Source organism: Micromonospora sp. NPDC007271 (assembly GCF_040634005.1).
Taxonomy (GTDB): Bacteria; Actinomycetota; Actinomycetes; order Mycobacteriales; family Micromonosporaceae; genus Micromonospora.
Genome location: NZ_JBEYER010000006.1, coordinates 73,443 through 86,707 on the forward strand (window position 1 = coordinate 73,443; position 13,265 = coordinate 86,707).

Annotated in this window: 13 protein-coding genes; 3 read left to right on the forward strand and 10 right to left on the reverse strand. The window is 71.2% G+C overall.

Annotated features, from left to right (window positions below):
* Positions 1-100: 100 nt before the first annotated feature.
* The 6 genes from ABZ570_RS04215 to ABZ570_RS04240 form a co-directional block, all read right to left on the reverse strand.
* Positions 101-1,309: an LCP family protein gene (locus tag ABZ570_RS04215; RefSeq protein WP_358056599.1), complete on the reverse strand. Its 1,209-nt coding sequence runs from the start codon at positions 1,307-1,309 to the stop codon at positions 101-103.
* Positions 1,310-1,536: 227 nt separating this feature from the next.
* Complete coding sequence (locus ABZ570_RS04220; protein WP_358056601.1) at positions 1,537-2,778, reverse strand: LCP family protein; 1,242 nt, start codon at positions 2,776-2,778, stop codon at positions 1,537-1,539.
* Positions 2,779-2,852: 74 nt separating this feature from the next.
* On the reverse strand, positions 2,853-3,833 hold the full coding sequence (locus ABZ570_RS04225) for a UDP-glucuronic acid decarboxylase family protein (protein WP_358056603.1): 981 nt from the start codon (positions 3,831-3,833) through the stop codon (positions 2,853-2,855).
* Between the two features lie 80 nt (positions 3,834-3,913).
* Entirely contained in the window at positions 3,914-5,587 is a 1,674-nt protein-coding gene (locus tag ABZ570_RS04230) for a cation acetate symporter (protein WP_358056605.1), read from the reverse strand.
* Positions 5,565-5,933, reverse strand: coding sequence for a DUF485 domain-containing protein (locus ABZ570_RS04235; protein ID WP_358056607.1), 369 nt, complete (start codon positions 5,931-5,933; stop codon positions 5,565-5,567). The genes ABZ570_RS04230 and ABZ570_RS04235 overlap by 23 nt, the downstream gene beginning before the upstream one ends.
* 178 nt (positions 5,934-6,111) lie before the next feature.
* The gene (locus ABZ570_RS04240) at positions 6,112-6,849 is read right to left on the reverse strand and encodes a flavin reductase family protein (protein ID WP_358056677.1); all 738 of its coding nucleotides are present in this window, start codon (positions 6,847-6,849) and stop codon (positions 6,112-6,114) included.
* Between the two features lie 260 nt (positions 6,850-7,109).
* Here ABZ570_RS04240 and ABZ570_RS04245 point away from each other — a divergent pair, with 260 nt between their 5' ends.
* The 3 genes from ABZ570_RS04245 to ABZ570_RS04255 all read left to right on the forward strand — a co-directional run bounded on the left by ABZ570_RS04245 (position 7,110) and on the right by ABZ570_RS04255 (position 8,450).
* Positions 7,110-7,322 carry a hypothetical protein gene (locus ABZ570_RS04245; RefSeq protein ID WP_358056609.1) on the forward strand — a complete coding sequence of 71 codons (213 nt, stop codon included), beginning with the start codon at positions 7,110-7,112 and terminating at the stop codon, positions 7,320-7,322.
* A 148-nt stretch (positions 7,323-7,470) separates the two neighbouring features.
* Positions 7,471-8,256 (forward strand): helix-turn-helix transcriptional regulator, encoded by a 786-nt coding sequence (locus ABZ570_RS04250; RefSeq protein WP_358056679.1) that lies wholly within the window; start codon positions 7,471-7,473, stop codon positions 8,254-8,256.
* Positions 8,253-8,450 carry a DUF397 domain-containing protein gene (locus ABZ570_RS04255; protein WP_358056611.1) on the forward strand — a complete coding sequence of 66 codons (198 nt, stop codon included), beginning with the start codon at positions 8,253-8,255 and terminating at the stop codon, positions 8,448-8,450. The genes ABZ570_RS04250 and ABZ570_RS04255 overlap by 4 nt, the downstream gene beginning before the upstream one ends.
* Positions 8,451-8,531: 81 nt before the next feature.
* On the opposite strand, the gene ABZ570_RS04260 is transcribed toward ABZ570_RS04255, so the two are convergent.
* The 4 genes from ABZ570_RS04260 to ABZ570_RS04275 form a co-directional block, all read right to left on the reverse strand.
* Positions 8,532-10,223, reverse strand: coding sequence for an ABC transporter permease (locus ABZ570_RS04260; RefSeq protein WP_358056613.1), 1,692 nt, complete (start codon positions 10,221-10,223; stop codon positions 8,532-8,534).
* Positions 10,208-10,972, reverse strand: a complete 765-nt coding sequence (locus tag ABZ570_RS04265) for an ABC transporter ATP-binding protein (protein WP_358056615.1) — start codon at positions 10,970-10,972, stop codon at positions 10,208-10,210. The genes ABZ570_RS04260 and ABZ570_RS04265 overlap by 16 nt, the downstream gene beginning before the upstream one ends.
* Before the next feature lie 167 nt (positions 10,973-11,139).
* On the reverse strand, positions 11,140-12,780 hold the full coding sequence (locus tag ABZ570_RS04270; RefSeq protein WP_358056617.1) for a cation acetate symporter: 1,641 nt from the start codon (positions 12,778-12,780) through the stop codon (positions 11,140-11,142).
* Between the two features lies 1 nt (position 12,781).
* Complete coding sequence (locus ABZ570_RS04275) at positions 12,782-13,228, reverse strand: hypothetical protein (protein ID WP_358056619.1); 447 nt, start codon at positions 13,226-13,228, stop codon at positions 12,782-12,784.
* Positions 13,229-13,265 lie beyond the last annotated feature (37 nt).

The following is a 13,265-nucleotide window of genomic DNA, read 5'->3' on the forward strand; positions in this document are numbered from 1 at the left end:
CGCCCCTCCCCGCAGCGCTGACGTGAGACCCGCTCACGTCAGGCTACGGCGCGGCGTGCCCGGCGGTGGCCGCTTCGCCGCAGCTACCGCCGGGTCACGCTCACTTTCTGGTGGAGAGGACCTCCGGGTTCGCGACCACGAAGTCGGCGAGCTTGTCCTCCCTGACCGCGGCGAACATCTGCTTGCTCAGCTCGTTGAGCGATTCCCGGTCGTTGGCGTTGGTGGCGTACTTGCCGCCGTTGGTCCGGAGGGTGATCAGGTCGTTACCGGTGACGCCCTTGAGGGTGAAGATGAAGTCGGCGGGATCCACCCTGCCGGTGTCCAGGACGAGGGCTTTGCCGGCCGCGTTGATCAGCTGCTTCAGCTTGATCGGGTTGGTCAGCATGCCCTTGTCGGTGGCCTTCTTCGCCATCGCCTTGATCAGCTGCTGCTGGTTCTGCTGGCGGTCGTAGTCGCCGCCGGGCAGGCCGTAGCGCTGGCGGGAGTAGTCGAGCGCCTCCCAGCCCTCCATCTGCTTGCAGCCCTTCTTGTGCACCACCTTGGTACGCGGCTTGCCGGTCTTCTTGGCGTCCGCGTTCCACATCGGCTTGCCGTCGACCAGCGACATGTGGTGCGACTCGACCTCGTGGCTCACGCAGATCCGGACGCTGCCGAGGGCGTCGATGACTTTCTTGAAACCGCCGAAGTTGATGATCGCGGCGCCGTCGAAGCCGATCCCGGTCATCTGCTTGATGGTCTTGGCCATCAACTGGGCGCCGCCCTCCCAGCCGCCACCGTTCTGCGCACCGAAGTAGAAGGCGGAATTGATCTTGTCGGTGCCGTGACCGGGGATCTCCACCTCGGTGTCCCGGGGGATCGAGATCAGGTACGCCTGGTCGTGGCTGGCCGGGATGTGCAGGACGATGATGGTGTCCGCGCGGACGTTGTCGGCGGCCCAGCGTTCCCGGGCGTCGACGCCGAGCAGCAGCATGTCGATGGGGCCGTCCAGGTTCTTGCCGCCCTCGGCCTCGGTCTTGCCCGCCGCGCCGATCAGGTTGCCCTGGTCGATGCTGCTGGTGGCCTGACCGATCAGCGCCTTGCTGCCGACGATTGCGATGCCGCTGCTCATCATCAGCACCGCGCCGAAGATCAGTGTGAGCCGGGCCCACAGCGGGTCCTTGCGCTTGGTGCGCTTCCTCTTCCCTCCGCCGGGGCGCTGTTTGCCCGGGCCCTGATTGCCGGGGCCGGGCTGGGGCGGAACGGTCGGCGGCACCCGCCCGGGTGGGCCGGGCTCCAATGACGGAGGGCGACGGCTGGTCTGAACCGGCATGCGTGCTCCAGCTCGTGATCGGGGGCGGGACCACTTTACGTACCCGCTTCCATTCTCGCGACCTCGTCCGCAAGTTATTCCCGCAGATCTCGATGCTCGTGTCGCTGAAATGACCGAACAGCCAATTGAAAACAGCCGGTCGGCGGTTGGCTCGCCGAGGGGCAAGCCTTGACCGCCGACCGGCCGAGCTGCTTCCGGGGTGGGTGGTGGCCAGCGCGGCGCTCGCGTCAGCCGCCGTTGCCGGTACCGTCGCCCTGCTGGTTGGCCTTCACCCACTCGGCCATCGTGTCCGCGCTGATCGCCTGGTACATCGCCAGTGCCTTCTCCCGGTCGGAGACCACCACGGACTGCCCGTCCACGTCCCGGCCGCCGAGGTTGGGGCTGGTGATGAAGGTCAGGTTGTCACCGCGCAGGTTCCGGAACTCGAGCGCCATGTCGGTGAGGGAGAATTCCTGGTCGACCCGGACCGCCTTGGTGACCGCCTTGAGGAAATTGTTCAGCTTCTTGGGGTTGGTCAATGTGCCGGTGCTGGCCGCCTTGTCCATCAGCGCCTTGAGGAACTCCTGCTGGTGGCGCATACGGGCGAAGTCGCCGTCGGGGAACTGCTTGCGCTGCCGCACCCAGTCCAGGGCCTCCGCGCCGTTCATGTGGTTCACGCCCTTGGTGAACTTCCGGTGCGGCTTGTGGATCGAGGTGATGGTCCGGTCCACCTTGAGGTCGACGCCGCCGAGGGCGTCGGTGACCTCCTTGAACCCGCCGAAGTCGATCGCCATGACGTGGTCGATCCGGACGTCGGTGAAGCACTCCACGGTCTTCACCGCGAGCGGCAGACCACCCCACGCGAAGGCCGCGTTGATCTTGTTGCGTGAGCCGGAGTCGCAGGACGCGCCGGCGTTCTGGGGGATCGGCACGTACAGGTCACGCGGGATGGAGACCAGGTAGGCCTTCTTGTGGTCGGCCGGGACGTGCATGAGGATCAGCGTGTCCGCGCGCCACTCGCCGGCCTTGTCCATCGAGGCGTCCGGGTCCCGGGAGTCGGTGCCGACCATCAGGATGTTGAGCGCGCCGTCGACCTTCTTGGCCGGCCGTCCGCCGGTGATCTCGGAGAAGGGGTCGGTCCGGGCCAGGTCGTCGTCGAGGCTGCGGGCGTAGAACCAGGCCCCGGCGCCGCCGAGCAACGCGAGGACCAGCACCGCCACGCCGGCCACCAGCGCGATCCGCCCCCAGCGCGGGCGGGGACCAGGGCGTCCCGGGTCACCGCCGGGGCCGCCCGGCCCGCCCGGTCCGGAGGGTCCACCGGGGCCGGCCGGCCCGCCCCGGCGAGGCTCTCCGTCGTACGCCGGAACCCGGCGGGCGTCGGCGACGCGGGCGCGCCCGGCGGTGCCCCGGGCGGGGGCGGGGACCGAGGCGGGGCCCGCGTTCCGACTCAGGTGGGGGTGCGGAAAGTCGGCAGGCGTGGTCGCTGACATGCAACCGAGGGTAGGTCGGCCGGACCAGTCCCGCCGTCAGGCGGAACCGGGTGTCAGCCTCCTCCCAGCCGGGGTCAGTACCCTAGCCGCCCGCGGAAGTACTCGATTGTGCGTCGCAGGCCGTCTTCGGGCGTCACGGTGGGCTCGTACCCGAGCAGCTCGCGGGCGAGCGTGAGGTCGGGGCGACGCATCTCCGGGTCGTCCGCGGCCCGGGTGATGTAGCTCACCTCCGACGTGCTTCCGGTCAGCGACACGATCGTCTCGGCCAGCTGCCGCATCGACATCTCGTGTTCGGTGCCGCAGTTGATCGGGCCGGTCTCGGTGGAGTCGAGCAGCAGCAGGATGCCTCGGACCAGGTCGTCCACGTAGCAGATCGAGCGGGTCTGGTTGCCGGTGCCGTGCACGGTGATCGGCTCGCCGCGCAGCGCCTGGGAGATGAAGGTGGGGATGGCGCGGCCGTCGTCCGGCCGCATCCGCGGGCCGTACGTGTTGAAGATCCGGACGATGGCGGTGTCCGTGCCCCGGCTGCGGTGGTACGCCATGGTGGCCGCCTCCGAGAAGCGCTTCGCCTCGTCGTAGACGCTCCGGATGCCGATCGGGTTGACGTTGCCCCAGTAGGTCTCGCGCTGCGGGTGCTCCTTCGGGTCCCCGTACGCCTCGGAGGTGGAGGCCATCAGGAACCGGGCGCCGTCGGCGGTGGCCCGCTCCAGCAGGTGCAGGGTGGCGACCGAGCCGACCCGCAGGATCTCCACCGGCAGCTTCTCGAAGTCGGTGGGACTGGCCGGGGAGGCCATGTGCAGGATCGCGTCGAACCGCTCGGCCATGGCCGGGTGGTCGGTCGGCAGCCCCTCGGAGATGTCCGCCTCGATCAGCGTGAAGGTCGGCTTCTCCAGGAGGTGCGCGACGTTGTCCTTCGAGCCGGTCACGAAGTTGTCCAGCACCACCACCGTGCAGCCACGCTCGATGAGCCGGTCGACGAGGTGCGACGGCACGAAGCCGGCGCCGCCGGTGACGAGGACGCGGTGTCCGGACCCGAATCGGGGAGCAACCTTCATGCCGGCCAGCCTATACAGGCAGGGAGGGGCCCCCTGTCAACGCCTCGCGTAGCGCAGGGGGCCCCTGTTGACAGCGCGGCTCAGTGCGCGCCCGCGCCGGTGAGTGCGCGTACCTCCAGTTCGGCGTACTTCTCCTCGTCCTGCTCCTTGGACAGCAGGGTGCCGATCCAGCCACAGAGGAAGCCGATCGGGATCGAGATGATGCCCGGGTTCGACAGTGGGAACCAGTGCCAGTCGTGGTCGGGGAACATGGCCGTCTGCGCCCCGGACACCACCGGCGAGAAGAAGACCAGCACCACGGCGGCGAGCAGGCCACCGTAGATCGCCCACACCGCGCCGGAGGTGTTGAACCGCTTCCAGAAGAGGCTGTACAGGATCGCCGGCAGGTTGCCCGAGGCGGCGACCGCGAAGGCCAGTGCCACCAGGAACGCCACGTTCAGGCTCTGCGCGAAGATCGACAGTACGATGGAGACCGCGCCGATCACCAGGGCGGAGATCCGGGCGACGTTCACCTCCTGCCGTTCGGACGCCTGCCCGTCCTTGACGACGTTGGCGTAGAAGTCGTGCGCCAGGCTGGACGACGAGGCCAGGGTGAGCCCGGCGACCACCGCCAGGATGGTGGCGAACGCGACCGCCGCGATGATCGCCAGCAGGGTGGCCCCGCCCAGGTCGCCGCCGAGGAACTTGAGGCCCAGCGCCTCGGCGAGCTGCGGCGCCGCGGTGTTGCCGGCCTTGTCCTGTGCGGTGATCGCCTCGCCGCCGACCATCGCCGCCGCGCCGAAGCCCAGCGCCAGGGTGAGCAGGTAGAAGGTGCCGATGATGCCGATCGCCCAGAGCACGCTCTTGCGGGCCGCCTTCGCCGTCGGCACCGTGTAGAAGCGGATCAGGATGTGCGGCAGACCGGCCGTGCCGAGCACCAGGGCGATGCCCAGCGACAGCAGATCCATCTTGCTGTAGAAGGTCTTCAGCGCGTCGCCGGGCGTCTCCACTCCGTAGCGGAGTCCGGGTTCGAGGAACGCGGCTCCCTTCCCGGAGGACTTCGCCGCCTCGCCGAGCAGCGACGACAGGTTGAACTTGAAGTGCGCCAGCACCAGCAGGGTCATCACGACGGCGCCGCCCATGAGCAGGAACGCCTTGACGATCTGGACGTACGTGGTGCCCTTCATGCCGCCCACGGTGACGTAGATGATCATCAGGGCGCCGACCAGGATGATGGTGGCGACCTTCGCGGTGTCGGCGCCCATGCCGAGGAAGGTGGTGCCCGGTTTGATGCCGAGCAGCAGCGCGACCAGCGCGCCCGCGCCCACCATCTGGGCCAGCAGATAGAAGATCGACACGGTGATGGTGGACACCGCCGCCGCCGTCCGGACCGGGCGCTGGCGCATCCGGAACGCCAACACGTCGGCCATCGTGTACCGGCCGGAGTTGCGCAGCAGTTCGGCGACGAGCAGCAGCGCGACCAGCCAGGCGACCAGGAAGCCGATCGAGTAGAGGAAGCCGTCGTAGCCGTAGAGGGCGATGATGCCGGCGATGCCGAGGAAGGACGCGGCCGACATGTAGTCGCCGCCGATCGCCATGCCGTTCTGGAAGCCGGAGAAGGAACGGCCGCCGGCGTAGAAGTCGGTGGCGGTCTTCGTCTGCCGGCTGGCCCAGACGGTGATCGCCAGCGTGATCGCCACGAAGATCAGGAAGAGCGTGATGGTGAGGTTGCGGGCGGTGGTGCTGCCCGCCTCAGCCGCGAGCACCGTGCTCATGGGTCACCTCCCCGATCTCGGTCCGGATCCGGTCGGCGACCGGGTCGATCCGCCGGTCGGCGAACCGCGAGTAGAGCCAGGCGATGACGAACGTCGAGACGAACTGGAGCAGGCCGAAGACGAGGGCGACGTTGACGTTCCCGAAGATCTTCGTGCCCATGAAGCCCCGCGCGTACGCGGAGAGGATGACGTAGAGCGCGTACCACAGGAAGAACGCGACGGTCATCGGGAAGACGAAACCGCGCAGCGCGCGCCGCAACCCGGCGAACTCGTCCGACCGCTGTACGGCGAGGTACCGCTCCGCCGCGGACTCGGCCGGCGCGGACGCGGGTGTGTCCGTGGACATCTGTGGATCACCACCTTCGCAAGGCGTGGGGAGTTTCGCGCACGGTAGAGAGCGCGCTCCCCGCTGGGGAAGGTGCAGATCGACGCCGGTCACCCCCTGCGCCGAACGGTCGCCCCTTTGCGCCGAGTGACTCAGATCACTCCGTTCACCGGTTGCCGCTGGGCCGGCCGGCGCCCGGTCAGTCCAGCTCGCGGTAGCGGCCCCGGTAGTGCAGCAACGGGGCGGTCTCCTCGGCCAGGTCGACCGCCTCGATCGTGGCCTCGACCAGCAGGCCCCAGCCGTACTCCCGGGCGGCGTCGAGCCGGCAGCCGGCCCACCCGCCCGCGTCGGACGGCACCGGACCGTACGGGGTGTCGGTCCACGAGCCGATGGCGAAGAGCCCGCCAGGCGACGGGAAGAGGCCGGCGAAGCGGTCGGCGAGCTGCCGGTGCGGCGGCCCCAACGGCGCGACGGCGAACCGTCCCGCCTCCTCGACGGCCGCCCACAGATCCGACTCCGGGTCGATCAGCCCGAGCAGTCGGTCCGGCTCTCCCTCGGCGACCAGGGTGGACGAGACGGTCAGCCCGGCCGGCCCGGGGGCCGTCCACAGGGTCACCGGGGCGGCCAGCCGCCCGCGCAGCCGGCGTACCGGCGACCGCTGCCCGGCCGGCGCCGCGAACGGGTCGGTGTGGTGGATCTCGGCGCCCGGCTCATGATTCACGTGAAACATTGTGCCGCCCCGGGCCCGCGCCCAGCCGAGGAAGCGCTCGTACAGGCCGGTGGCGTGCCCGAGCTGTTCGCCGGCTTCGGCCATCAGCCCGCCCAGGTACACCAGCAGCGCCGTGCGGTCGTGCCGGTACTCGACCAGCAGGCCGAGCCGGGCCGGTTGACACGGCCAGTGCGCCCCGCACACCCGGCACCGCCACGCCGGCCGCATCGGCAGATGCGCCCGCCTCACCGCCGCTCACCGTCCTGCCCCTGCGGGTCAATCCGCTCCGGCGGGTCGGCCTGCTCGGGCGGGTCGGCCTGCTCGGGCGGGTCGACCGCGAGAGGCGACAAGTCGAATGAGCGTGATGACGCAGAGGCATATTTATGCCTCAGAGGCATCACGCTGGCGGGAGCGGATGCCTCCCCGCCGCGACTCGCCCGGATCACGATCACCATCGGCCGCCGTTCGCCCGCCAGGTCTGAGCGGGGGTGAGCCAGCCGGCGCGGCCCGGTCGCGGAAAGGCCACCGTCGGCGCGGTCGCCCATGCCGGCGGCTGGTTCGGTCGCTCCGGACCGGTCGCGGTGGTCGTCGCCGCCGGCTTCTTCCTCCGGTACGACCACAGCGCCGCGTTCCTGCGGCGAATGAACCCGAACATCGCCCACCTCCCAGGGGTTCGGGGGTCGCCCCGGCCCGGGGAATGACCGGGGCGACCCGACGCAGGACCCAGCCGCCGGGCGTCGCCTCCACCAGCCGGGCCGCGTGTCTCCACCCTGGACTCGACGGCGCGGGCAGGGGAGGATGCCAGGGCTTACTACGCAGCGCGGTCACGTACTTACCGGAGACGTAAGGATGAAGATCGAGATGTGGATCCGGGCGCTGAAGGCGGCTCGGGCCGGCGCGGACGTCTCGCAGGAAGGGCTCGCCACGCTGATCAGGTGGAGCCCGTCCACCGTCGCCGCGATCGAGACCGGCCGTCGCCGGCCGACCATGGAGTTCGCCCTCGCCGCCGACCAGGCCCTCGGCACCGGCGGCCTCCTCGCCAATCTGCTCGAAGCGGCGGATCGGGAGCGCGGGCCGTCGTGGTTCGTGCCCTGGCGAGGTTACGAGCAGCAGGCGACGAGGCTGCGAGCCTTCGAGGCGTGCCTGATGCCCGGTCTCCTCCAGACCGAGGATTACGCGAGGGCGGTCATCTCCACCGGCGGCCTCCATCCACCGGCCGTGGTGGACGAACTGGTGGCTGTTCGGATGGAACGCCAACAGTTGCTGCACCGTGACCAGCCACCGCACTGCGTCTTTCTGCTGGACGAAACCGCCGTGCGGCGGCCGGTGGGCGGACCGGCGGTGCTCGACGCTCAACTCGGGCGGTTGTTGGAGGTGGCGGAACTTCCGGCCCTGCGCCTGCACGTGATTCCGCTGGCCACCGGCGAGCACGCGGGGCTTGGCGGCGGCTTCGTGCTGGCCGAGTTGCCGGACGGTGAGCGGGTGCTCTACCTGGAGAACGCTGCCCGCGGACACGTCGTCGACGACCCGGAAACGATCGGCTTGATTGAGCGGAAGTGGGATAGCCTCCTCGGCGAAGCGCTGTCCACGGGAGCCTCGCTGGATCTGATCCGGAAGTTGAAGGTGACGCCATGACCATCGCCGAGCCCAGCTGGCGTACGTCGTCCCGTTCGACCGACTCCGGGGGCAACTGCGTCGAGGTGGCGGACAATCTGCCCGGGGCGGTGCTGGTCCGGGACAGCAAGGACCGCTCCGGCCCGACGCTCTCCTTCACCCCGGACGCCTGGCGCACATTCCTGGCCGTCGCCCGGGCCGGCCGGGCGCGCTGACGACGCCTCCGGTGGACAGGCCCCTCCAGGGGCCAGTTGGCTCCAAGATCTGCGCGGTGAGCGGGAGTTGTACAGACCGGGTCAGCGGCGGGGGGTGACCGCCGTGAGCAGTTCCGGCTGGCGGCGGTCCAGCACGTCCCCGGCCAGGTAGGTGCCGAGCAGCGCGGCTCCCAGCCCGTACGCCAGGCCGACCGGCAGGGCCAGCCAGAGCCAGACGTCGCCGAGCAGCGCCGCGGCGACCACCATGGGCACCGCCACGGCCGCCGAGGCGATCATGGAGAGCAGGGTGAACAGGCTCTTCGCCACCCCGGCGCCGGTGTTCATCGCGAACGGGTTGCTCGTCTCCGGCAGCGCGTACGCGCCGAGCACCGAGATGAATCCGTTGATCGCCAGCCCGATGCCGTACGCGGCGAGCAGCGTGCCGGCCATCATGCCCAGCCAGCCGGGATGCCCCAGCACGGTGGCCACGATGATCGCGACCACGCCGAGCAGCGGCACCACGTAGATCGCGAACGCGGTCATCCGGGCGCGCAGCTCCAGCCGCCCCGGCACGCCGGCCACCACGTTGGCCGCGTACGCGCTGCCGTCGAAGCCGAACTGGTTGGCCACGGTGAGCGAGGCGAGTACGCCGACGAAGATCATCGACAGGCTGGCCAGCACGGGTGACGATTCACCGGTGACGGAGAAGCCCTCCTCGGCGCTGGCAGCGAAGCCGGCGCCGCCCAGGTTGACCATTACCGGCACGAAGATGCCGACCACCGCGATGGTGATCAGGTTGGCCCGGCGGCGGGCGTCCCGCCACCAGTAGCGGCACTCCCGGGCCACCAGCGCGCCGAACCGGTCCCGCCGCGCCCAGCTCACCGCGCGCGGGAACAGTTGGGCGACGGCCCCGCCGACCGTGCCGCGTTGGTTTCGCGCCGGGCCGGCGCTGGCCGCACCCACCATCGCCGACTCCAGCGACCGCGACCACCAGTAGAGCAGCGCGCCGACGGTCAGCACGGTGATCAGCAGCTTGAGGACGGCGGCCCCGGCCCGGCCCTCGGCCACGTCGATCCCGGCCGTCCAGGGTGCCCCCAACGGGGTCCACCCGACGACCCGGGCCACCCCGGCCAGCCGGCCCCAGTCGGCCTGGCTGACGGCGGCGGTCACCGCGATCTGCAACGGCCCGAGCAGCGCGGCGAGCACCGCGAGCAGGACGGCGGCCAGGTCGCGTACCCGGCGGGAGCGGAGCATGGTGGCGAAGGCGCTGGTCACCGCGCGGGCGGCGGCCACGCAGAGCAGCAGCCCGGCGACCACCCCGACGGCGGCGACCAGCGCGGCCGGCCAGCCGCCCAGCGCACCGGCGGTGACCACCAGCCCGGCGACCGCGATCAGCGTCGCCAGCACCGGGACGCTGACCAGGGCGGCGGCGTACAGGCCGGTGACCAGGGTGCGGCGGGAGAGCGGGAGCAGCGCGAACCGGGCCGGATCGAGCGTCTCGTCCACGCCGAAGAAGACCAGCGGCAGCAGCAGCCAGCCCAGCACCAGCAGGCCCCCGCCGAAGGCCGCGACCATGAGCGCGTACCGGGGCTCGCCGGCCAGGCCGGGCGCGGCCAGGGCGAAGAAGCCGCCGGTGGCGAACCAGAGCCCGACCACGACGCCGACCACGAAGAGCGCGATCCGCCACCCCTGGCCACGGAAGTTGTTGCCCAGCACCCGCAGCTTGAGGCGGACGAAGTGCCGGGCGGAGACCCGGCGGGCCGGCCGCTCGGGCGCGGTTACCGGGACAGCCACGACAGCTCCTGACCGGTCGCGGTCCGGCCGCCGACGACCTCGACGAAGACCTCCTCCAGGGACCGGGTGCCGCGTACCTCGTCGAGCGTGCCGACCCGCTTGATCCGCCCGTCGGCGAGGATCGCCACGTGCGAGCAGAGCCGCTCGACGACCTCCATGACGTGGCTGGAGAAGACGACCGTGCCGCCGCCGACGACGTAGCGGTGCAGGATGTCGCGGATCAGCGCCGCCGAGACCGGGTCGACCGCCTCGAACGGCTCGTCGAGCACCAGCAGCCGGGGGCCGTGCAGCAGCGCGCAGGCCAGGCCGATCTTCTTCTTCATGCCCGCCGAGTAGTCGACCACCAGGGTACGGCCGGCGTCGGTCAGCGCGAGCACGTCGAGCAGCTCCGCCGCGCGCTGGTCGACCACCGCCGGGTCCATGCCGCGCAGCAGACCGTGGTACGCCAGCAGCTCCGCCCCGCTGAGCCGGTCGAAGAGCCGTACGCCGTCCGGCATCACGCCGAGCAGGCCCTTGGCGTGGACCGGATCGGCCCAGACGTCGTACCCGAGCACCCGGGCCTGGCCGGCGTCGGGCCGCAGCAGGCCGACGGCCATCGAGAGGGTGGTGGTCTTGCCGGCCCCGTTCGGGCCGAGCAGCCCGTAGAACGACCCGGCCGGCACGTCCAGGTCGACCCCGGCGACAGCGATCTTGGTGTCGAACCGCTTTGCCAGGCCACGGAGAGACAGCGCGGGGTGCTCGTGGGTCATGAGCCCGACCGTATCTCGCGCCGGCCAGCCGACGCTCCGGCGGAAGGATGATGTCACCTCATACCCGAGCCGTATGCCGCACCGGCGACGTCAGGTCGGCGCCAGCGTCACCGTGACCCCGGCGACCGCGCCGGTGTCGCGTGATGGGCATGCCGCAGGTCCTCTTCCTACAGGCGGAGTGCTTCCGGGGTGTGCAGGCGGAGCATCGTCACCCCGACGTCGGCCGGCAGTCGGCGCCGGGTGGCCATCGACACCGCCACCATCACCGTGAACGCGAGCGGCACGGTCCACGCGGCCGGCTGGGTGGTCAGCGTGGCCGGCCAGCCGGTCAGCGGCGGACCCAGCACCGTGAGCAGCACCGCCCCGATCGCGGCCCCGCCGCCGACCAGCACCCCGGCGGCGGCGCCCAGGTCGGTCAGCCCGCGCCACCAGATGCCCAGCACCAGCAGCGGGCAGAAGCTCGACGCGGCCACCGCGAAGGCCAGCCCCACCACCTCGGACACGTCCAGCCCGGAGACGTTCAGCGCGAGCACCGCCGGCACCCCGCCGGCGATCACCGTGGCCAACTGGAAGCCGCGGACCGAGCCGCGACCCAGCACGTCCGTGGAGATCACCCCGGCCACGCTGGTGAGCAGTCCGGACGCGGTGGAGAGGAAGGCGGCGAACGCCCCGGCGGCGACCAGTGCGGCGAGCAGCCGGGCCGCCGGGCCGTGGCCGAGCGCGGCCTCGGGCAGCAGCACCACCACCGCGTCGGTCTGACCGGTGACCAGCAGCTGCGGCGTGTAGATCCGGCCCAGCACGCCGTAGATGGTGGGCAGCAGATAGAAGAGGCCGACCAGGGCGAGCACCACCAGGGTGGTGCGGCGGGCGGCGGCGCCGTCCGGGTTGGTGTAGAAGCGCACCAGCACGTGCGGCAGCCCCATGGTGCCGAGGAAGGTGGCCAGGATCAGCGAGTACGTGCCGAACAGTCCCTGGTCGTCCTTCCCGGCCGTGGCCGGCAGCAGCCAGTCCGTCGCGTCGATGGCGGTGCCGGAGACCTGGGGCACCGGATCGCCGGTGGCGAAGTCGAGGCGGTCGCCGGGGCGTACCTCCCGGACGCCGCCGTCGGGGAAGGTGAGGGTCGCGCGGTGCTCGACCACGACGGTGGTCGCGGCCCGGAACGCCGGCCCGTCGGGCGGGGTCACCGCCGGGCGGGCGTCGGCCTGCCACTGCAGCGCCAGGAAGATCGCGGGTACGGCCAGCGCGGTCAGTTTCAGCCAGTACTGGAACGCCTGGACGAAGGTGATCGCCCGCATCCCGCCCAGCGCCACGTTCGCCGTCACCACCACGGCGACCAGCAGCGCACCCACCGGGTACGGCGAGCCGGCCACCGTCGACAGGGTCAGCCCCGCCCCCTGGAGCTGCGGCACCAGGTAGAGCCAGCCGATGAAGATCACGAAGACGGTGGCCAGTTTCCGTAGCCGGCGCGAGCCGAGCCGCACCTCGCAGAAGTCCGGCAGGGTGAACGCCCCGGAGCGGCGCAGCGGGGCGGCCACGAAGAGCAGCAGCGCCAGGTAGCCGGCGGCGAAGCCGACCGGGTACCAGAGCACGTCCACGCCGTACTTGAGGATCAGGCCGGCCACGCCCAGGAAGCTCGCCGCCGACAGGTACTCCCCGCCGATGGCGGCGGCGTTCCAGGTGGGGCTGACCGCCCGGGAGGCGACCAGGAAGTCGGACGTGGTCCGGGCCAGGCGCAGCCCGTAGAAGCCGATGCCGACCGTGACCAGGGTGACCGCCACGATGGCCGGTACGACGTACGGGTTGCCCACCTCAGTGCTCCGGCCGCTGGACCAGGTCGGTGAAGTCCTGCTCGTTCCGTTCGGCCAGCCGCACGTACGCCCAGCCGACCCCGATCAGGAACGGGAAGGCGGCCACCCCGAGCAGCAGCCAGGGCAGGTTGATGCCGAGCACCGTGGTGCGCCCGAGCGCGGGTGCGATGGCGAAGAGCCAGGGCAGGCCGCCCAGTCCGATCAGCACCAGCAGGCTCAGCCGCAGCGCCAGCGCGAGCTGGGCCCGGACCAGGCCCTGGACCAGCGCCTCGCCGACCCGGGTCTGCTGGGTCAGTTCCGAACGGGTACGGTCCGCCCGGCTGGCCGACCGGGACACCTCGGCAAGCACGATCCGGGTACGCCGAGGCGGCTGGGCGGCGCGCGGCGCCGGCACCGGAACGGCCTCGGCCGGCCGCCCCGGAACGCCCTGCTTGTCCGCTCCGGTCATCCCCGGCAGTCTCGCCTGATCAACGTAAATGTCAAGG